General features: G+C 56.6%; 18 protein-coding genes. 7 read left to right on the top strand and 11 right to left on the bottom strand.

The features are described 5' to 3' along the window. The first annotated feature begins 234 nt into the window (after positions 1-234). From K787_RS0109300 to K787_RS0109285, 4 genes are all read left to right on the top strand, one after another. Positions 235-1,689 carry a circularly permuted type 2 ATP-grasp protein gene (locus K787_RS0109300; protein WP_022962528.1) on the top strand — a complete coding sequence of 485 codons (1,455 nt, stop codon included), beginning with the start codon at positions 235-237 and terminating at the stop codon, positions 1,687-1,689. A 2-nt stretch (positions 1,690-1,691) separates the two neighbouring features. Continuing rightward, positions 1,692-2,654: an alpha-E domain-containing protein gene (locus K787_RS0109295; RefSeq protein WP_022962527.1), complete on the top strand. Its 963-nt coding sequence runs from the start codon at positions 1,692-1,694 to the stop codon at positions 2,652-2,654. Positions 2,655-2,705: 51 nt separating this feature from the next. Next, positions 2,706-3,851 carry a zinc-binding metallopeptidase family protein gene (locus K787_RS0109290; RefSeq protein ID WP_022962526.1) on the top strand — a complete coding sequence of 382 codons (1,146 nt, stop codon included), beginning with the start codon at positions 2,706-2,708 and terminating at the stop codon, positions 3,849-3,851. Between the two features lie 91 nt (positions 3,852-3,942). Beyond that, the gene (locus tag K787_RS0109285; RefSeq protein ID WP_022962525.1) at positions 3,943-5,172 is read left to right on the top strand and encodes a serine hydrolase domain-containing protein; all 1,230 of its coding nucleotides are present in this window, start codon (positions 3,943-3,945) and stop codon (positions 5,170-5,172) included. A gap of 69 nt (positions 5,173-5,241) precedes the next feature. Here K787_RS0109285 and K787_RS0109280 read toward each other — a convergent pair whose 3' ends face one another. The 10 genes from K787_RS0109280 to K787_RS0109235 form a co-directional block, all read right to left on the bottom strand. Then, the gene (locus tag K787_RS0109280) at positions 5,242-5,763 is read right to left on the bottom strand and encodes a lipocalin family protein (RefSeq protein ID WP_022962524.1); all 522 of its coding nucleotides are present in this window, start codon (positions 5,761-5,763) and stop codon (positions 5,242-5,244) included. Next, positions 5,760-6,464 carry a type 1 glutamine amidotransferase gene (locus K787_RS0109275; protein WP_022962523.1) on the bottom strand — a complete coding sequence of 235 codons (705 nt, stop codon included), beginning with the start codon at positions 6,462-6,464 and terminating at the stop codon, positions 5,760-5,762. The genes K787_RS0109280 and K787_RS0109275 overlap by 4 nt, the downstream gene beginning before the upstream one ends. Positions 6,465-6,533: 69 nt before the next feature. Further along, positions 6,534-7,595, bottom strand: coding sequence for a magnesium/cobalt transporter CorA (gene corA / locus K787_RS0109270; RefSeq protein WP_022962522.1), 1,062 nt, complete (start codon positions 7,593-7,595; stop codon positions 6,534-6,536). A 48-nt stretch (positions 7,596-7,643) separates the two neighbouring features. Beyond that, complete coding sequence (locus K787_RS22690; RefSeq protein WP_022962521.1) at positions 7,644-9,518, bottom strand: diguanylate cyclase; 1,875 nt, start codon at positions 9,516-9,518, stop codon at positions 7,644-7,646. Between the two features lie 138 nt (positions 9,519-9,656). Then, positions 9,657-11,105 carry a siroheme synthase CysG gene (gene cysG, locus K787_RS22685; RefSeq protein ID WP_022962520.1) on the bottom strand — a complete coding sequence of 483 codons (1,449 nt, stop codon included), beginning with the start codon at positions 11,103-11,105 and terminating at the stop codon, positions 9,657-9,659. Position 11,106: 1 nt separating this feature from the next. After that, positions 11,107-12,390: a serine--tRNA ligase gene (gene serS / locus K787_RS0109255; RefSeq protein WP_022962519.1), complete on the bottom strand. Its 1,284-nt coding sequence runs from the start codon at positions 12,388-12,390 to the stop codon at positions 11,107-11,109. A gap of 39 nt (positions 12,391-12,429) precedes the next feature. Next, complete coding sequence (gene crcB / locus K787_RS0109250) at positions 12,430-12,801, bottom strand: fluoride efflux transporter CrcB (RefSeq protein WP_022962518.1); 372 nt, start codon at positions 12,799-12,801, stop codon at positions 12,430-12,432. Beyond that, positions 12,791-14,083 carry a replication-associated recombination protein A gene (locus K787_RS0109245; protein WP_052185350.1) on the bottom strand — a complete coding sequence of 431 codons (1,293 nt, stop codon included), beginning with the start codon at positions 14,081-14,083 and terminating at the stop codon, positions 12,791-12,793. Before K787_RS0109245 ends, crcB begins: the two co-directional genes overlap by 11 nt. A gap of 49 nt (positions 14,084-14,132) precedes the next feature. After that, positions 14,133-14,768: an outer membrane lipoprotein periplasmic chaperone LolA gene (gene lolA, locus K787_RS0109240; RefSeq protein WP_022962516.1), complete on the bottom strand. Its 636-nt coding sequence runs from the start codon at positions 14,766-14,768 to the stop codon at positions 14,133-14,135. A 51-nt stretch (positions 14,769-14,819) separates the two neighbouring features. Beyond that, positions 14,820-17,237: a DNA translocase FtsK gene (locus K787_RS0109235; protein ID WP_022962515.1), complete on the bottom strand. Its 2,418-nt coding sequence runs from the start codon at positions 17,235-17,237 to the stop codon at positions 14,820-14,822. Positions 17,238-17,474: 237 nt separating this feature from the next. Here K787_RS0109235 and aat point away from each other — a divergent pair, with 237 nt between their 5' ends. The 3 genes from aat (at position 17,475) to infA (ending at position 19,302) form a co-directional block, all read left to right on the top strand. Further along, positions 17,475-18,188, top strand: coding sequence for a leucyl/phenylalanyl-tRNA--protein transferase (aat, locus tag K787_RS0109230; RefSeq protein WP_022962514.1), 714 nt, complete (start codon positions 17,475-17,477; stop codon positions 18,186-18,188). Between the two features lie 30 nt (positions 18,189-18,218). Continuing rightward, positions 18,219-18,926 carry an arginyltransferase gene (locus K787_RS0109225; RefSeq protein ID WP_022962513.1) on the top strand — a complete coding sequence of 236 codons (708 nt, stop codon included), beginning with the start codon at positions 18,219-18,221 and terminating at the stop codon, positions 18,924-18,926. A gap of 157 nt (positions 18,927-19,083) precedes the next feature. Then, positions 19,084-19,302, top strand: coding sequence for a translation initiation factor IF-1 (gene infA / locus K787_RS0109220; RefSeq protein WP_022962512.1), 219 nt, complete (start codon positions 19,084-19,086; stop codon positions 19,300-19,302). A 227-nt stretch (positions 19,303-19,529) separates the two neighbouring features. Here infA and K787_RS0109215 read toward each other — a convergent pair whose 3' ends face one another. Next, positions 19,530-20,738 (bottom strand): acyl-CoA dehydrogenase, encoded by a 1,209-nt coding sequence (locus K787_RS0109215; protein ID WP_022962511.1) that lies wholly within the window; start codon positions 20,736-20,738, stop codon positions 19,530-19,532. Positions 20,739-20,786 lie beyond the last annotated feature (48 nt).

Here is a 20,786-nt window from a genome sequence, read left to right as displayed (position 1 = left end):
CAAGGTGAGCCCAAGAGCGAAGCAACGCCTGTGCCAAGCGCGCTGAATAAAACTCTTTTGAAGCTATTGGGTCTATTGCGAGGATAACCCTTTTGGTTAAAAGCAGTATGACAATCATAGTGGATACCCCATCCTCTAACATCAAATCCAATGGCTAAACGGGTGATAGCGTATTAGTCTGGTATAGCAATTGCAGCGTTTCGACCCATCACCCCAGCACACAAGAGTGGCTTAATGAGCAAAGTTAATTGGGAAGACTACGCCTCAAAGGGTTTTTTTGACGAACTCATCACTGCTTCCGGACAGGCAAGGCCGGAGGCGGCCATGTTATGCCAGTACCTTGCCGATCTGGATGCGCGAGAACTGAGCGAACACAAGACCGCAGCTGAGGTCGCCATCCAACTGATGGGCATTACCTTCACGGTGTATACCGAAGGCAATATGATCGACCGCGCCTGGCCGTTCGATATTGTGCCGCGCATTATCCCTTTGGCCGAATGGCAGAAGACCGAAGCGGGTTTGAAGCAGCGGGTGCAGGCGCTGAACATGTTTATTGATGACCTCTACCACGACCAGAAAGTCATCAAGGACAAAGTTTTTCCTGCCGAGATTTTGGCCAAGTCGGTCAACTTCAGACCGCAATGCGTAGGCGTCCACCCACCCCACAATGTCTGGGCGCATATTTGCGGTTCTGATCTGGTGCGCGATAGTGACGGCACCCTCTATGTGCTGGAAGACAATTTGCGCATTCCGTCCGGCGTTTCCTACATGCTGGAAAACCGCAATGTCACCAAGCGGGTGCTGCCGGACTTGTTCGCCACCGGGCGCATTCAGCCGGTGGATGATTACACCTCGCAGCTGTACGACATGCTCGCGTCCATGTCGCCGCGTCCTGGCGACGACCCCTGCATCGTCATTCTGACGCCAGGCATCTACAACTCGGCCTATTACGAGCACGCTTATCTGGCCCAACAAATGGGTGTGGAAGTGGTTGAAGGGAGCGATCTGGTAGTCGGTGACGATGACTGCGTATATATGCGCCGCATTGATGGCTTGAGTCGGGTGGACGTGATTTACCGCCGCGTTGATGACCTGTTTATCGATCCTGAAGTGTTTAATCCTGATTCGGCCCTGGGCGTCAAAGGCCTGATGCGCGCATGGCGCAAGGGTACTGTGGCGCTGGCTAACGCACCAGGAGCTGGGGTTGCCGACGACAAGGTGGTCTACGCATTCGTTCCCGCGATCATTAAGTACTATCTCGATCAGGAACCGCTGTTGCCGAACGTCCCCAGCTACCTGTGCATGTTCGACGACGACCGCAAGTATGTGCTTGAAAACCTCGACAAGCTGGTAGTCAAACCGGCTAATGAGTCCGGTGGCTATGGCATGCTGATAGGGCCACACTCGACGAAAAAGGAGCAGGACAAGTTCGCTGAATTGATCAAGGCCGATCCACGCAACTATATGGCTCAGCCTACTTTAGCGCTCTCTACCTCACCTACCTTGTGCGAAAACGGCGTTGAACCGCGGCATGTTGATCTACGCCCTTTCATCCTCTCCGGCGAGACCTCGTGGGTGACCACCGGCGGCCTGACCCGCGTTGCGTTGACCAAAGGCTCACTGGTGGTCAACTCGTCTCAGGGTGGCGGCAGTAAAGACACCTGGATCGTCGACATGGCGGGGAACTGATCATGCTTTCAAGAGTTGCGGAAAATATCTACTGGCTGGCTCGCTACATTGAAAGGGCCGAAGACACAGCTCGCCTGCTGAGCGTCAATAGCCACCTATTGCTCGACCTGCCCAGCTCTACCAGGCTCGGCTGGTCGGAAATCATCGCCATCACCGGCAACGGCGAATTGTTTGACGAGCACTATGAAACACGCGATGAGGCCAGCGTGCTGTCGTTCATGTGCGGCGACCGCCGCTACTCCGGGTCAATCATCAGTTCCCTGGCTGGCGCGCGGGAAAACTTGCGTACCACTCGAGAGGTAATTCCGAGGGAAATATGGGAAGAAATCAACCAGTTATACCTTAGTGTTCAGGAACAGGTTGAAGCCGGGATTACGCCCAGGCGTCGCGACGCCTTTCTCAATCGCGTGATCCGCAGCTGTCAGACCGTGAACGGCCTGGTCGAAGGCATGCTCAGCTACACCACGGCACGCACCTTCCTGATGATCGGCCGGCAACTAGAACGTGCCGATATGACCACCCGGATTATCGACGTGCGTTCGGCCAACTTGCTACCTCGCAGCCCAGAGGACCTGACGCCATTTGAAAACCTGCAATGGATGAGTGTACTCAAATCGCTCAGCGGCTTTCAGATGTATCGTCAACATGTGCGTCTGCGCATTCGTGGCCCAGACGTGTTGCAATTTCTGCTGCAGGACCGGATGTTCCCTCGTGCAGTGGCCTGTAGCCTAGAAAGGCTGGCTATCGCGCTAAAAAATCTGCCTATGCACGAGCTGGCATTGGACGAAGTTGAAACCTGTAGGAAACATATTGCCGAAGCGGAGATCATACGTATGGCAGCCGAGCCGGATCTGCTGCATGCCTTTGTGGACGAGATTCAGATCGACTTCACCGAACTGCACGACGCCATTCGCAAAACCTATTTTGCCGAACCGGAAGAGGCAACCCAATCACAGGAGCAATGACCTGCCCGCTCCGGCACCCAGGTCGGAGCATCCCTTCATGGATATTCACCCATGAGCTATTTTGATCAATTGGTTCAGCGCAGTGATGGTAGTCAGTTGTTCGATTATCACCCTAACGGCCACGTCCAGCGTTGCCGGTGCGGCCAAGCAGTTTTTTTCGACAACCAATTCTGCCTGCGCTGCGGTTCGGCGCTGGCCTATCATCCAGAACAGGGCATGCTCTGCAGCATCGAGCAGGAGCCCAATAGCGACAAATGGGTAATCCGTTCTGATGGGCCCTTGGCAGGCCAGTCTTTCAGGCTGTGCCAGCACCGCCAAAGTGCAGCGCAATGCAACTGGTTGGTCAGCAATGAGGAAACTGCACCTTTTTGTGTGGCCTGTTCGTTAAACCTGACCATTCCGGATCTGAGCATTGACCGTAACGCCGATTACTGGCTGACCACCGAACAGGCCAAACGTCGGCTGATTGCCCAACTGATCATGCTCGGCCTGCCCACCGTGTCGAAAAAACTGGATCCGAAACAAGGCCTCGGCTTCGAGCTACTGCGCCAGTTGCCCGGTGGGCCAGCCATACTCACCGGCCATATGGACGGTGTGATTACGCTCAATATTGAAGAGGCCGACCCCGCACATCGCGAAACGGTGCGGCAGAACATGCACGAGCCTTACCGCACCATGCTCGGACATTTTCGTCACGAGTCAGGTCATTACTACTGGGATCGCCTGGTCATGGATACGCCCTGGCTGCCGGTATTTCGCGATTTGTTTGGTGACGAGCGTCTGGACTACAAGCAAGCGCTACAGCAGCATTACTATCAAGGCCCGCCAGCAGACTGGCATCAGCGCTTTATCAGCAGCTACGCCGCGTCGCATCCCTGGGAAGACTGGGCAGAGACTTGGGCGCACTATCTGCATATGACCGATACGCTCAATGTGGCGCTGGATTTCGGTATTCGCTTGGATACGCTCAAACTGCACATTGATGAGTTCCACCGTAGCCAATTGGAAGGCTGCGCGCGGGGCAATGATGATCAGGAGGCGTTTCTGGCTTTTATCAATCGCTGGGTGCAGCTTAGCAGCGTGCTGAATGTGTTGGCCCGTAGTATGGGGCAACCCGACATTTATCCTTTCGTGCTCACCACCCCTAGCTTGCGCAAGCTCTATCTGGTGCACAGCGTCGTCGCCGACGTCGGCTGAATAGGGCAACATTTTCGGCGTCATTGCGCTCACCCAAACGGCGCTGTAACCGGTAAGATCGACGTTTATCAGCATAGCCAATGGATAGCTCATGAATAGCCATACGCCCTGCTCTACCGTGATTGCCGGAATGGACACTCAGCGACTCTCGCGCATAGCCGATCACCTCGACCGCGCTTACCTGCAGCCCGGCAAACTGCCCTGCGCAATGACCCTGGTTGCCCGGCGCGGTGAAATCACCTATCTGCACGCCCAGGGCTTGATGGATGTAGAGCGCAATAAACCGCTACAGCGCGACACCCTGTTCCGCATCTACTCGATGACCAAACCGGTCACCTCCATCGCGCTGATGCAGCTGTATGAGCAAGGTCGTTTCCTGCTCGACGAGCCGGTACACAAATATATTCCCTCGTGGGCAAATTTGCGCGTTTACAAGTCTGGCATTCACCCGCAGTTTTTAACCACTGCAGCGCAGCGGCCGATGAGCATTCGTGACCTGCTAACGCATCAATCCGGCCTGACCTACGGCTTTATGAACCGCACCAATGTGGATGCCGCTTACCGGGCCTTAAAACTCGATGGTGGCACCGGACACACGCTGGAGCGGCTGGTGGATGAACTCTCACGCCTGCCGCTGGAGTTTTCTCCGGGCTCGGCCTGGAACTACTCGGTCTCCACCGATGTGGTCGGCTATCTGGTTCAGGTGTTATCTGGCCTGAGTCTGGATGAGTACCTGGCCGAGCATGTATTCAAGCCGCTGGGCATGATCGACACTGCCTTTACCGTCCCTGTCGACAAGATTGAGCGCTTGGCAGCCTGCTATCAGTACCAGCCCGGTGACCGGTTCAGTTTGCAGGACGATCCCGCCCATTCCGCCTTTACCCGCCCACACGGGTATCTGTCTGGCGGCGGCGGCCTGGTGTGCAGCATGGATGATTACTACCGTTTTGCGCAGGCGCTAGCCAATGGCGGCGAATATCAGGGTGCCCGGATCATCGGACGCAAGACCCTGGAATTTATGCGTCTGAATCACTTGCCGGGCAATCAGGACCTGCCTGGCGTTTCCGTGGGTGCTTTCAGCGAGACACCCTATGAAGGCTCCGGCTTTGGCCTGGGCTTCTCGGTAAAAACCGATGTGGCCAAATCGCAAACGAATGGGTCCGTGGGCGAATACGGTTGGGGCGGCATGGCCAGCACCAATTTCTTTATCGATCCGCAGGAGGACCTGCTAATGATTTTCCTGACACAGTTGATACCGTCTTCAACCTATCAGATTCGCCAGGAACTACGCGCCATCATCAATGGCGCTTTAATCGACTAAGCGCCTGCTGACCGGGCTGCGCCAGGACAGCATCGCCTGGTCTGGCCCGGCCCTATCAATACAGCCCTGTTACTCGTGTTCTACCCAGATCAATTTGTCGGTATTAAAACCCAGCTCCGTCGCGCGCTTGACGAAAGCCTGCTTGTCTTCCTCGGCGATCTGCGGCTCGCGGGCCAGGAGCCATAGATAGTCCGTATTCGGGCCGGAAACCCAGGAATGCTGGTAGTTCTCCTGATCCAGCCCGAAGATGCCGTAAGCACCGTAGAAAGGGCCAAAAAACGACACTTTCAGGTAACCGGTCTGCTCATTTTCAACAAAGTACGCCTTGCCCTCGGCCTCTTGCCACTCGCCTTTCTCTTGCGAATACCCCCTATTAAGGACCCTGATACCGCCGTCATCGCGCAGACTGTATTCAGCCGTCACCCTGCTCAGGCCCTCTTCGAAGGAATGATCCAATCGAGCAATTTCATACCAGGTACCCAGATAGCGACTGGGCTCGAACCCGCTGATCGGCTCAACCCGATCCGGTAGCTTCACGCATCCCACCAGCACAAATGCCAATAAGCTGATGAGTAATCCTGCTTTGTTCAAGAGACACTCCTTTGGCGGTGCAGATAATCCAGCACCTCGCCCATTAATACCGTTGCCTGCTCCAGCTCGTCATCAGGAATGCTCAGCAAGTGTTCAGGCGACTGGACCCACTCTTCCGGCTCCAGCTCAGCGACCGGCGTGGCCTCCACAAACGCCTTGACCTGCGACGGGGTAGATTCAAGGTGACATTGCAAACCAATGATCCGGTCACCGAGTTGAAAGGCCTGATGGTGGCAAGCGCCACTGCTGGCCAGGTGAATTGCGTCAGGCGGCAATTCAAAGGTCTCACCATGCCAATGCAGCACTTTGATCTGTTCCGGAAAACTAAATACGTCCTCACGCCCGTGATCAATAGCCTGAATTGGAAACCAGCCAATTTCACGCATGCTGTTGGGCCAGACCCGGCTGCCCATCACATTGGCAATCAGCTGCGCCCCCAGGCATACGCCCAGCACCGCAAGGCCATGATCTATTGCACTGCGTATGAACGCCTTCTCGGCAACAAGCCAGGCGTGCTCCTGCTCGTCGTTCACACTCATCACCCCACCCATGATCACCAACAGGTCAATGTCACCCAGCGGCGGTAGCGCCTCATCCAGATGCAGGCGCGTGCAGGTAATGCGGTAACCCCGGCTTTCCAACCAGGGGCGAATACTGCCCAAGCGCTCAAAATCAGCATGTTGGAGATAATGCGCGCGCATGACTGCCCCCCTTCAGATTCATGAATGCGGTCAAGTGATCCGCATCGGCAGTTTAAAATACCCTACAACCTATATCCATCCGCGGCGGCGAAAAGCCACCAGCAGCCCAGCTGAAATTCCCAGCATCGCCACCATCACTGCAGGGTAACCCCAGCGCCAACCCAGCTCTGGCATCACCTCAAAGTTCATCCCATAAACACCAGCGATAAAGGTCAGTGGCATAAACAGCGTGGCGATAATGGTCAGCACCTTCATCACCTCGTTCATGCGGTTACTGACACTGGAAAGGTACAAATCGAGCATACCAACCAGCAGTTCGCGCAAGGTATCGACGGTATCCATAACATGGATCGTATGGTCATAGACATCGCGCAAGAAGAGGCGGGTTTCGGCACTGATCAAAGGGCTCTCATCACGAGATAGGCGGCTGAGCACCTCGCGCAGTGGCCAGACCGCCTTGCGCAACATCAGCATCTCGCGCTTGTAGTGGTGAATCCGCGTCAGCGTAGAAGGCTGAGCCCGCTCAATCAGCTCGTCTTCAAGGGCCTCAATCTGATCACCCAAATGCTCCAGCGCCAGGAAGTATTGATCCACTACCGCATCAAGTAGTGCATAGGCGAGATAATCAGCCTGCATAGAGCGGATCTGACGCCCTTCCTGCAGACGGCTACGAATCCCATCGAATAGATTGCCGGGCAGCTCTTGCAGCGAGAGTAGGAAACCGTCGCCCAGAATCAGGCTAAGTTGCTCGGACTGGATCTCATGACTGGTCACGTCATAACGCAGAACACGCATGACCAGATACAGATATCCTTCGTAATCCTCGACCTTGGGCCGCTGATCAATACTGAGAATATCCTCCATCACCAGTGGATGCAGATTAAACGCCCGGCCAAGTGCCTCGATGACCTCTACCTGGTGCACACCGTCAACATTCAGCCAGGCGACGTGATCACCGTTACGTACAATATAATCACCAGCCGTCTGGATCAGCCGATCAGATATTTCGTGCTGGTTATACTCGATAACCCGAATAGCCGGCTGATCTGCGCGCGGAGGCCCGATGTGGATCAGCGTACCCGGTGCTGACCCAGCCTTGTGACCACGCTTGACCACCAGTTTACGCCGCATACGCTTTCCTCCAACCGTGAGTTCAGAGCCATCATGACAGAGCGCAGCTTATCTGGCATTCATCGGTCGCATCGGCTTGGCTGAATACATTGCGCGGTCCGCCACGCTGAATAGCAGATCAATATCCTGGGCATCATCGGGGTACATGGCAGCGCCGATACTCATGCCTACCGACACCCAAACATCTGCATTCAGGTGAATCGGCTGCAGAACCGTCTGCAACACCTTGTGGCGAATCATTGTCAGGGCTTCATGATTGGCCACCGACTCGATAACCAGTACAAACTCATCCCCGCCCACCCGCGCTACGGTATCAACATCGCGCAGAACAGCCTTGAGTCGATTGGCTACTTCGATCAGCACGCGATCCCCGGCAGGATGTCCATGCTGATCGTTAATCGCCTTGAACCAGTCAAGGTCTATCATCATCAGAGCGAAGCTGCTGTGGTTACGTTTAGCCCTTAACCGGGCGCCATCCAGCCGGTCATTGAGCAACTTGCGGTTTGCCAAGCCGGTCAAAGCATCGTGGTTGGCCTGCTGCTCCAGCAATTTCTTACTTTGCTGCAACTGCACATTGGCCGCCTCCAACGCCAACGTACGCTCAGCCACCCGAGTCTCTAACTGCCGCTCGTTGTCACGCAAAGCGCTGAGCATGTCGCGGTTGACTGCGAGCGCTTCCTGCTGCGCCATATCTTGCGCATGTTGGATACTATTGATGCGGTCGGCCAGCGCCAGTGACAACAACAGCATTTCCGCCGCAGAGCCAAATAGCAAGGCATTGGCAGTGAACGCATTGGACGGCAATGCCCCCAGATTGTGCAGCGCCATGACCAGAATACTGACGAGCAAAGCTATCCACGCCAATACGAAGAACCGCGCACCAGGGCACCGCCAATACAAGCTCACACCGCTCATGATCAAGGCCGTGAAGGCGAACATCAGTGAGGTGATATTCACCGCCAGCGCGCCAGCAAAATAGGAAACGAACAACGTACACAGAAACGTCAGCGTGAACATTATGCCAATCAAGGGCATGACCCAATGCATCTTCATGCGGCGCGGCGTACCACCGAGAAAACGCTGGACAAAAATGGCCCCAAATAACCCCGCCAACGAAACGCCGGCGGTAGGCGAGAGATGGGTCAGCAATGCATTGTTCGGCCAAATAAACTGCCCGACCAGCCCCGCTAGCCCAGCCTGCCCCAATGCCAGGAAGGCCACAAAGGCGACATAGATAAGGTAGAGTTTTTCGCGCAGCGAGAAGAAAAGAAACAGGTTATAGATCAGCAGCCCGCACGCCAGCCCGTAATACAAGCTCAGGAATGAATAACTGATTTGGTCACTGACCCAGAGCGCATCTGGCTGCCATAGCGTCACCGGAACTGAGAGCGTACCTTGAGAGGTGACGCGCAGGTACAAGCTATATTGCTGGTCGGGGCGCAAATCAAGTTCAAAAAGGTGGTGCCTGTGCGGTAACGTCTTGGCTGAAAAAGGTAAAAGATCACCCGCATGTTGGTGCTGATATTCGCCATGCTGCTCGGAAAAATACAAGTCAACCCGATCCAATGAGGCATGCGCCACTTCCAGCAACCAGCGCTCGGGGACCGAGTCCGAAGTAGTGAACTCCAGATGCAGCCATACCTCATCGCGGGTCAGGCCAAAGTTGGTAGCAGACAGGGATTGAGCATTGGCGCCGTTGAATTCATCGTTTCGTGCCAACGCTTGCGCCAGAGTCAATTCCGGACCAGCGTTTCTTAATGAGACAAAATGACCAGATAACGCATAGCTGCTGTCATCTGCAATACGCAGATCCGCAGCCGCCGCCTGCCCCGCCAGACAATAGCTGCTGAGTAAGCAGCACAGCCAGCAGATGATGCGGCCAAGCCCAAGGTCGCTGATTCGAACATCACAGGAGGACGTCATTGGATTCAACAAGCCAAGAGTAGACAGGGAAAGAACTCCGTTTCAATGATGGCATCATAGCCGGCCCTTAGCGGGCGCGGAATGATATCAAACAGCCACGCGCGCCTGTCTACTACTTTAGTGCCGCCTTGTTCCCGCTCAGCCTGCTCTGTCGCCCTGCTCTGCAGTCTGATTCAGCACACCCTTAGCCTCGCCTTCCACCTGTTCCGGTGCAAACCATTTCAGCTTGCCGTGCAGTTTTACTACCTCGCCAACAATCAACAGGGTTGGCGGCTTGATCTCGACACTAGCAACCAGGCCCGGCAGGCTACTCAAGGAACCAATCAGCACTTTCTGATTAGCCGTCGTACCCTGTTGGATGAGCGCCATAGGCGTGTCTGCAGCGCGCCCATGCTTGATCAATTGCTGACAGATGTCTGGCAACCCGACCAGCCCCATATAGAACACCAGCGTCTGACCGGGCGCGACCAGATCCGCCCATGGCAGGTTGGTAGTGCCATCTTTGAGATGGCCGGTAACGAAGCGCACGGATTGGGCATAATCACGGTGAGTCAGGGGGATACCAGCGTAGGCCGAACAGCCATTGGCTGCGGTAATACCCGGCACCACCTGGAAAGGTATACCGTGCGCCGCCAACTCTTCGATCTCTTCCCCACCCCGACCAAAAATAAATGGATCCCCGCCCTTCAAGCGCAGTACCCGCTTACCCTCGCGGGCAAGGCGTACCAATAGTTGGTTGATCTGCTCCTGCGGTACTGCATGCTCAGCACGGGCTTTGCCCACGTAGATTCGTTCCGCATCGCGGCGGCACAGATCAATAATCGCAGTCGGCACCAGGCGATCATAGAGCACTACATCAGCCTGCTGCATCAGCCTCAGTGCACGAAAGGTCAGCAGATCCGGATCGCCGGGCCCAGCACCCACCAGGTAGACCTCGCCCACATACTGCTGCCCGGCTTGCTCGGTCAGGCGACTCGCCAACAGGCTTTCCGCCGCCTGATCCTGGCCGGCGAAAATGCGCTCGGCGATATCCCCCTGAAACACCTTTTCCCAGAATACCCGGCGCTGATTGATTTGCGGAAACGCCGCCTTGACCTGACTGCGAAAGCGTTTGGCCAACTGCGCCAACTGGCCATAGGTATGGGGGAATAACGTCTCGATGCGTGCGCGGGTCAAACGCGCCAGCACCGGTGCATGGCTGCCACTGGACACAGCGATGATCAACGGCGAGCGATCAACAATGGCCGGAAAAATAACCGTACACAAATCCGGTGCATCCACCGCATTGATCGGCACAAAGCGCGCCTGGGCGTCGGCAGATACCCTCGCGTTAAGCGGCTCGTCGTCGGTCGCCGCGATAACCAGGTGAACCCCGGCCAGGTCATCAGACTGATAACCACGCAGCACACATTCACCACCGCCCTGTTCGACCAATGTGCGCAATGGCGTCTCGATTTTCGGCGCCACTACCCGTAACACGGCACCCGACTCGGCCAACAAGCGCGATTTGCGCAGGGCAATCTCGCCCCCGCCGACAACCAGCACCCAGCGGCCTTGCAGATTATGAAACAGCGGCAAATATTCCATATCAGCCGATCGTTTCCAGGCCGGCCATGTAGGGGCGCAGCACCTCAGGCACGCTGATGCTACCGTCGGCCTGCTGGTAGTTCTCCAGAATGGCTACCAAAGTACGGCCCACGGCCAAACCTGAGCCGTTCAAGGTATGCACCAACTCTGGCTTGCCGGTTTCCGGATTGCGCCAGCGCGCCTGCATGCGGCGCGCCTGAAAATCACCGCAGCTGGAGCAGGAAGAAATTTCCCGGTACTTGTCCTGGGTGGGAATCCACACTTCCAGGTCATAGGTCCGGGTCGCACCGAAGCCCATATCACCCGTACACAGGGCCAGCACCCGGTAAGGCAAATTGAGCAGCTTGAGGATGTTTTCCGCATGCCCAGTCAGCTCCTCCAGCGCTGCAGCCGAATCTTGCGGGCGCACTATCTGCACCATTTCGACCTTATCGAACTGGTGCTGGCGGATCATCCCGCGCGTGTCGCGCCCGGCTGAACCTGCTTCGCTGCGAAAGCAGGCTGTGTGCGCGGTCATCTTCATCGGCAGTTGATCGGCGGCCAGAATGCTCTGGCTGACGATATTGGTCAGCGTCACTTCAGCGGTGGGGATCAGATACAGATCACTCTGACCCTCTCCACGCGGTACCTTGAACAGATCAGCCTCGAATTTCGGCAACTGCCCGGTGCCGTGCAAAGCCTCGGCCTGCACCAGATAGGGCGTATAGAATTCTTCATAACCGTGCTCGTTGACGTGCAAGTCGAGCATAAATTGCGCCAGGGCCCGATGCAGGCGGGCGATCGGCCCGCGCATCAGCGCGAAACGTGCGCCGGAGAGTTTGGCAGCGGTTTCAAAGTCCAGATAACCATGTTGCTCGCCCAGAGCGACGTGATCCTGAACGGCAAAATCAAATTCACGCGGCGTGCCCCACCGGCGGATCTCGACGTTATCGTCTTCATCCTTGCCCACCGGCACATCGTCCTCCGGCAGATTGGGCATGGTCAACATCAACGCATCCAGTTCAGCCTGAATGCTCTCCAGCTCCTGCTTGGCCTCGCTCAACTCGCCACCCATGCGCTCCACATCTGCCAGCAGAGGTTGAATATCCTCACCCTTGGCTTTGGCATGGCCAATCGCCTTGGAGCGGCTATTGCGCTCGGCTTGCAGGGTTTCCGTGCGGGTCTGAACCGTCTTGCGACGTGTCTCCAGGCCTTCCAGCTGCGCGACATCCAGGGTAAAACCACGGGTGGCGAGACGTTCAGCGACCAATTGAGGTTGGGTACGAAGCAGTTTTGCATCAAGCATGGGTCATCATCTTATGGTTACGGGTTGCAGCCCGGCTGACTATCGAGTCACTGCCAGGCCGGCCCAGGTGGCGAGCAGGCAAACGCACACGCTGAGCAGAATATATCCAATGGCCAATAAGGCCTCACCGTTTTCCATCAGCCGCAGGGCATCGAGGGAAAAGGTCGAAAACGTGGTAAAGGCGCCGAGGAAACCGATAAACAGGCCCTGGCGCAGCAACGGCGAAAATTCCGGACGATGCAGCCACAAGCCGTAGAGTATACCTATCAACAGGCAACCGATCAGGTTGACCGCAAAGGTGGCTAGCGGAAATGCCTTTGGCCAGGTAGCCATGGCCCAGTGCGCCACACCGAACCGGGCCAATGCCCCCATGGATCCACCCACTGCTATGGCCAAGACGCTACTTAACATCCGGTAACTGCCTCCTTTGCATCGGGCTGGCTGCGTCCAGGCTGCGCAGATACTGCAGCTTCTGCCCGATCTTCAACTCCAGCCCTCTATTGACCGGATTATAATAACGCCTCGGCTCCAAGGCTTCAGGAAAATAATCCTCCCCGGCGGCATAAGCTTCCGGCTCATTGTGCGCGTAGCGATAGCCCTGGCTGTAACCCAGCTCTTTCATCAGTTTGGTCGGCGCATTGCGCAGGTGCAGCGGCGGCTCGTGCGAGGTCTGGCTGGCGACATCCTTCATCGCCGCATTGAATGCGCTATATACGGCATTGCTCTTGGGCGCGCAGGCCAGATAAACGATGGCCTGCGCCACCGCCAACTCGCCTTCCGGGCTACCCAGACGCTCTTGCACATCCCAGGCATTCAGACACAAGGTCAGCGCGCGCGGATCGGCATTGCCGATATCTTCACTGGCCATGCGCACCACTCGGCGGGCTATATACAGAGGGTCACAGCCGCCGTCGAGTATACGCGCGAACCAATACAAGGAGGCATCGGGGTTGGAACCGCGAACGGACTTGTGCAGCGCGGATATCTGGTCGTAAAAGGCTTCGCCGCCCTTGTCGAAGCGCCGCCGGCTGTCATTGAGCAGATCGCTAACCAGCGCGGTATCGATGATGCCACCGTCTTCGACCAGGTCGGCGGCGATTTCCAGCAGATTCAATACGCGGCGCGCATCACCATCGGCAGCCTCAAGCAGGATCTGCTTGGCCTCGCTGCTGATCGTTAACCGGTGCCCGCCCAGGCCTCTTTCGTTATCCGCTAGCGCCCTGTCCAGCAAGCCGCCCAGCGCCTCCGCATCCAGCGACTTGAGCACGTAGACCCGCGCCCGCGAGAGCAGCGCGTTGTTCAATTCGAAGGAGGGGTTTTCCGTCGTTGCGCCGATAAACAACAGCGTGCCGTCTTCCACGTAGGGCAGAAAAGCATCCTGCTGCGCCTTGTTAAAGCGATGCACTTCATCAACAAAGAGGATGGTCTGGCGGCCATTCTGCGAAGCCTGTTGGCGCGCCAGATCAACTGCCTGGCGGATATCCTTGACCCCAGCCATAACGGCCGAGAGCGTGACGAAATGCGCATCGGCCAGCGTCGCGATCAAGCGCGCCAGTGTGGTCTTGCCCACCCCCGGCGGACCCCAGAAGATCATTGAGTGCAGCGCGCCCTGCTCCAGTGCCACCCGCAGCGGCCGGCCGGCACCCAGCAAATGCGCCTGCCCCGAGTACTCTTCCAGGCTGGCCGGCCGCATGCGGGCGGCCAGCGGTTGATGGGGTTTGTGCTCCGGGAACAGCCCGTCCTTACTCACTGATGACGTCGATCCCGTCAGGAATGGCGAAGGTGAACTGGTCATCGTCCAAACGTTGATTCAGCTCTACATCCTGGAACAGGATGTTAGTGCGCTGGCCGACGGCGTCACTCATCTGCATATCGTTGATAACCCCGTCACGGAAGGACAGACGCAGGCTATCGAACAGCGTGTCATTAACCTTAGGTGTCAGGGTGAAGTCGATCACATTGCCCGAGTCTTGCCAGGTAATGGTGAAATTTTCCTGCAAGCTGCTGACATCACCCGATAACAACAGTGCCGGGGTGTGGGTCAGACGCTGATCCATCTCCTGGATGGTGACCTGTTCCAGATCCGGGTCATACAGCCAGATTTTCTGGCCATTGGATACCAGCTCCTGCTCGGCTGGTGCATCAGTATGCCAGCGGAACATGCCCGGGCGCTTGAGCGCCAGGGTGCCGGTAGTCTCTTGCATGCTCGCGCCGTTGGCGCTGAGCGTCATCTGGGAAAAGTCCGCAGTCATGGTGCTGGCGTTGGACAATAATGTATTCAGACGCTGCGCAGCGGCTTCCTCATCAGCCATGACCATTGCTGGCAGGCTGAACAGGCAAAGCGCCGCGAGGCTGTGACGAAAAAGGCTTTTCAACATGGCAGAGTGCGTTCTCCGAGCTCTATTGAGCGTCATTGGGCATCGGCCCGCTCAGTCGCGCACCGGTGGCGGTGCGATGACCTCACGCGAGCCATTAGTATTCATCGAGGTTACAACCCCGGCCATCTCCATGGCTTCGATCATCCTTGCTGCGCGGTTATAACCGATCTTCAGCTTGCGCTGCACTGCCGAGATCGACGCTCTTCTGCTTTCACAGACAAACCGCAGTGCTTCGTTATACAGCGCATCTTCCTCGCTGTCACCACCGCCCGTACCACCAGATGTGTCAAAGCCACTGCCAGCCCCATCGTCAGCACCATCAAGGATGTCCTGAATGTAATTGGGCGCGCCGCGCTTCTTCCACTCGTCCACCAGGCGGTGGACCTCTTCATCCGAGACAAAGGCGCCATGTACGCGCACCGGCAAACTGGTGCCCGGTGGCATGTAGAGCATATCGCCATGACCTAACAGTTGCTCCGCACCACCCTGATCCAGAATAGTGCGCGAATCGATCTTGCTGGATACCTGGAAGGCCATCCGGGTTGGAATATTCGCCTTGATCAGGCCGGTAATAACGTCAACCGACGGACGCTGCGTAGCCAAAATCAGGTGAATACCCGCTGCCCGCGCTTTCTGGGCGATCCGTGCAATCAACTCTTCAACCTTCTTGCCCACAATCATCATCATGTCGGCAAATTCATCGATCACTACTACGATCACCGGCAGCGTTTCTAGTTCCGGAGGCACATCTTCCATCGACTCGCGCCGAAACAGCGGATCGGTCAACGGCGTGCCAGCCTTTTCCGCGTCTTTTACCTTACGGTTGAAACCCGCGAGGTTACGCACGCCCATGGCCGCCATCAGCTTGTAACGCCGCTCCATCTCAGCCACACACCAGCGCAGTGCGTTAGCCGCCTCTTTCATATCGGTAACCACTGGCGCCAGCAGGTGCGGAATACCCTCGTAAATGGAGAGCTCAAGCATTTTCGGGTCGATCATGATCAGCCGCACTTCTTCCGGAGGCGACTTGAACAGAATGCTCAGCAGCATGGCGTTCACGCCCACCGACTTACCTGAACCCGTCGTGCCCGCCACCAACAAGTGCGGCATCTTGGCCAAATCGGCCATTACCGGATGACCACCAATATCATGCCCCAGCGCCAGCGTGACGGGTGAAGTCGCCTCATCAAATTCGCGCGTCTGCAACACCTCCGAGAGCCGAACAATCTCGCGGTCCTCGTTGGGTATCTCAATGCCTACCGTAGTCTTGCCAGGAATCACTTCTACCACCCGCACACTGATCACCGCCAGCGAACGAGCCAGATCTTTGGCCAGATTGGAAATTTTGCTAACCTTCACCCCGGCCGCAGGCTGGATTTCAAATCGGGTAATCACCGGGCCTGGCTGGACTTTTTCAACTTCAGCCTCGACCCCAAAGTCTTTGAGCTTTAGCTCCAACAGGCGCGACATTCCCTCCAGCGACTCGGCGGAAAACCCCTTCTGCTTCTTGCTCGCAGGGTCAAGCAAGGAAATCGGTGGCAACGAACCAGGCTCTACCGAATCGCTGAACAATTTAGATTGCTTTTCCTTGTTCAAGCGAATGCTCGGCTCCGCCGGCTTGGTGTCCAACGGCACTATTTCGGGTGGCTGGCGGTTCTCGCGCGATGCCACATGCTTGGCCAGTGATTCATGGCGTTGCGCGCGGGACGCTTCGGCCTGACGTTGCTCGGCAGGACTGAAAACCGGTTCGCTACGCGGCGGTGGATTTTTAGGCCGCCCAGGTAGGTCGCGCTCAACCTCCGAAGAGGCGCGGCGCGCACGCCAGCTCTGCCAGGCGCGCTTGAGCAAATCGAGAAAGTCCAGCGTGATACGGCCGGTCAACTCCATGACCTTGAACCAAGACAGATTGGTAAACAAGGTTAACCCGAACAGAAACAACGTCAGAAACAGCAGCGTGCTGCCTTGCATGTTAAGCACCGGCGTTGACAGATCAGACAGCAACTCACCGAGTACCCCACCCGCCTCAGCGCCTTCTGGAAAAGAGTCAGGGGCTGTCCCGTGAAGGGCCGCCAGTGCGGTACCTGCAAACAAGGTCAACAGAAAACCAATAAGCCGCCAGGAAAACAGCCAACCGTTCCAGATAAACGGCAAATGCCGCCGGCGGAACATTTGCCAGACCTTGACCATAACAATCAGCGGAAACAGGTAGGCCAGATAGCCGAGTACCAGCAGCAGCACATCGGCGATCCACGCGCCCATGCTACCGGCCGCGTTGCCCACTTGATCAACATCACCGCTGCGGGTCCAGCCCGGGTCTGAAGTCTGATAGGTAAACAGCGCCATACACAGGTACAGACACAGGGCGATCATCGCCAGCAGTGCGCCCTCGCGAAGACGATAGGTCAACTGTTCACGCCATACCGGCAGCGTTGTTCGAGCTTTGTTATCCTTCAAAACGGATGCTTCCATCGTTGGTCAGCTGGTCATTGTACGATGTCCTGCCGCGGAATTCACAACCACTGCCACCATGCTGATGGAAAGTGAGTGCCGAGAGTATATTGCTTGACCACATGGAGTGGTTTGCGTTCCATCATATTATGGAACTATATTCATAGATGACAACAGCTTATATCAGCTTCTTGATAAACCGTTTAAAACCTTGTGCCCGGCGAATCACGCTTTTGGCTCACTACTATCAGGCGCCCCATGCTGCAACTGACCTGGCTAGACGAACAGAATCTGGAGTTTCCGCCTGCGGCGCTGGCACTCGATGAGCCGCCCGGCTTGCTAGCTGTTGGCGGCGACCTGTCCCCTGCCCGGCTTATCAAGGCCTACCGCTGCGGCATATTTCCCTGGTATCAGGATGGCCAACCCTTGCTCTGGTGGTGCCCGCACCCGCGTACCGTACTCCTGCCTCGGCAACTACATGTCTCGCGCAGCCTGCGCAAGCAGCTCAAACACAACCCGTTCCGACTGAGTATGGACAGCGCCTTTGCCGAAGTGCTGCGCGGCTGCGCCGAACCTCGCGATTACACCGACGCGACCTGGATCACCGAAGAGATGCAGCAGGCCTACCGCAAGCTACATCAACTGGGCATCGCCCACTCGGTTGAAGTCTGGGAGCAAGAACAACTGGTTGGCGGGCTCTACGGCCTGGCACTGGGCAAGGTTTTTTTCGGCGAATCCATGTTCAGCCGCCGCACCAACGCCTCTAAAATAGCCTTCGTTCATCTGGTAACCCAGCTTGAGGCCTGGGGCTTTGAGTTGATTGACTGCCAGATGCCGACCGATCACTTATTCAGTCTCGGCGCTCACAGCGTGAGCAGGGAAGACTTTCTTGCTCAATTGAACACCCTGTGCCCGGAGGGACCCGTCAGTAGCGCTTGGGGAGCTTCAACCAGCAAAGAACTGCTCCTATAATGAATCAAGCGACTTTTAGAGTGTGTCATCATGGCTAATCTGGCTCATCTCAAGTTCTATGCCACGCAGCCCCACGCGTGCAGCTACCTGCCGGAGCAGCGAGCGACAACCTTGTTTCTCGACCCGCAGCAGCCTATTGACCTGGAAACCTACAGCCAGCTTTCCGAGCTTGGCTTCCGGCGCAGCGGCGATCACCTGTACCGCCCCCACTGCCAGGCCTGCTCTGCGTGCATTGCCTCGCGTATCGCCGTTGCCTCTTTTACACCGAACAAACAGCAAACGCGCATTATTCGCCGCAACAGCGACCTGCGGGTCAGCGCGCAGGCTCCGGCTCTGACGGATGAAAACTATGATCTGTATGCGCGCTATATAGAAGCCCGGCACCAGGATGGAGACATGCATCCACCCAGCCGAGAGCAATTCGCTTCTTTTCTAGTACGCGACTGGCCTTTCAGCCAGTTTTACGAATTTCGCCTGGGGGCTGAATTGTTGGCCATTGCCGTGACCGACCGCATGCATAACGGTCTGTCTGCGGTGTATACCTTTTATGCGCCAGAACATAACCGGCGTAGCCTGGGGCGCTATGCCATACTCTGGCAGATAGAAGAAGCACGGCGCCAGCAGCTCCACGCACTCTACCTGGGCTACTGGATAAAAGGCTGCAGGAAAATGAACTACAAGACCGAATATCGCCCGCTAGAGATGCTGGTCAACCAGCGCTGGGTGCAGCTCAGTTAAGCGAATTCACATTGCGAGAACGCCTCTCATCGGGGTTATTTGGTAGTATTTATCAATGAAACTTGGTTGTTGTGCGCTTTTCAGGCACAATTGCTCACCTTTTTTGCGGGCGCAGCTTCAGTTGCCCGCTGTTTTTTCCGACATGTGAGAGGCCTTAATGGCGAAAGAAGAAAGTATTGAAATGGAAGGCACCATTGTAGACACGCTGCCGAATACCATGTTCCGCGTTGAACTGGAGAACGGTCACGTTGTTACTGCCCATATTTCAGGCAAGATGCGCAAAAATTACATCCGCATCCTGACCGGTGACAAAGTGCGTGTTGAATTGACGCCCTATGACCTGACCAAGGGTCGTATCACCTACCGCGCTCGTTAATTCGGGCAACCGTTCTAGCCGTTTCTCTGGCCACGCCGGCCAATACCAACGCCTGCTTTTTTCGCACATCCGAAGATAATTCGGGTGGGCGTTGTGTTGCCTGGCCTCCAGGCTAACGCTTGCCAAGCCGCAGCTTGACTGGATAGCCCTGAACCCAATCCCGCAGGCATAAAAAAACCGCTCACCAGGCGCTAGCCCGGCAAGCGGTTTTTAGCATAGCTGCACAATCAGCGCGCCATGTACTTACCCAGCTCATGCTTGCCAATAGCGGCGCGGTGCACTTCGTCCGGGCCATCAGCCAGACGCAAAGTACGCTGCATGGCATACATATGTGCCAACGGAGTATCTTCCGATACGCCAGCACCACCGTGCATCTGGATTGCCCGATCGATTACTCGCAGCGCAACGTTCGGCGCCGCAACTTTGATCTGAGCAATTTCACTTTTCGCGACCTTGTTACCCACGGTATCCATCATGTAGGCCGCATTCAGCGTCAACAGGCGCGCCTGATTGATCTCGATACGCGACTCGGCGATCAGGTCAATATTGCCGCCCAGCTGAGCCAGACGCTTGCCGAAGGCTTCACGCTCAACCGAGCGACGGCACATCAGCTCAAGAGCGCGCTCGGCAGCGCCAATGGAGCGCATGCAGTGGTGAATACGGCCTGGCCCAAGACGACCCTGAGCGATTTCAAAGCCACGGCCCTCACCCAAGAGCACGTTTTCGTAGGGTACACGCACGTTTTCCAACAGCACTTCGGCATGGCCGTGTGGTGCATCGTCATAACCGAATACCGGCAGCGGGCGAATGACTTTCAGACCGGGAGAGTCCATAGGCACCAGAATCATCGAGTGCTGCTGGTGACGCGGCGCATCCGGATTGGTCAGACCCATGAAGATCATGATCTTGCAGCGCGGATCGCAGGCGCCGGAGGTCCACCATTTGCGACCGTTGATGACCCATTCGTCACCTTCGCGACGGGCATTGGCCTGCATATTGGTCGCGTCGGAAGACGCCACGCCCGGCTCGGTCATGCCGAAGCAAGAACGAATTTCGCCAGCCAGCAGCGGCTTGACCCAGCGCTCTTTCTGTTCTTCGTTGCCGTAACGAACGATAGTTTCCATATTGCCGGTGTCCGGCGCGCTGCAATTGAAGGCTTCGGAAGCCAGACCGGAACGACCCATCAGCTCAGCCAGGGGTGCGTATTCCAGGTTGGTCAGGCCGGCGCCCAGCTCGGACTCGGGAAGAAACAGGTTCCACAGGCCGACAGCGCGGGCCTTTACCTTGAGTTCTTCGACGATAGCGGTGGGCTGCCAGCGATCACCTTCATTCACCTGTTGATGAAAGATGTGCTCGGCGGGGAACACGTGCTCCTGCATGAATGCGTCAACGCGTTCGCGGAGGTCATTAACCTTGGGTGAGTATCCAAAATCCATAGTTGCGGGCCTTTTTTGATGACGATGGTGTAGCGACCCTGGTGATGC

It is taken from the genome of Halopseudomonas pelagia CL-AP6, from assembly GCF_000410875.1.
GTDB lineage: Bacteria > Pseudomonadota > Gammaproteobacteria > Pseudomonadales > Pseudomonadaceae > Halopseudomonas > Halopseudomonas pelagia.
Note: the sequence above shows the minus strand (reverse complement) of the source record. Positions and strands in the feature narration are given on the sequence as shown.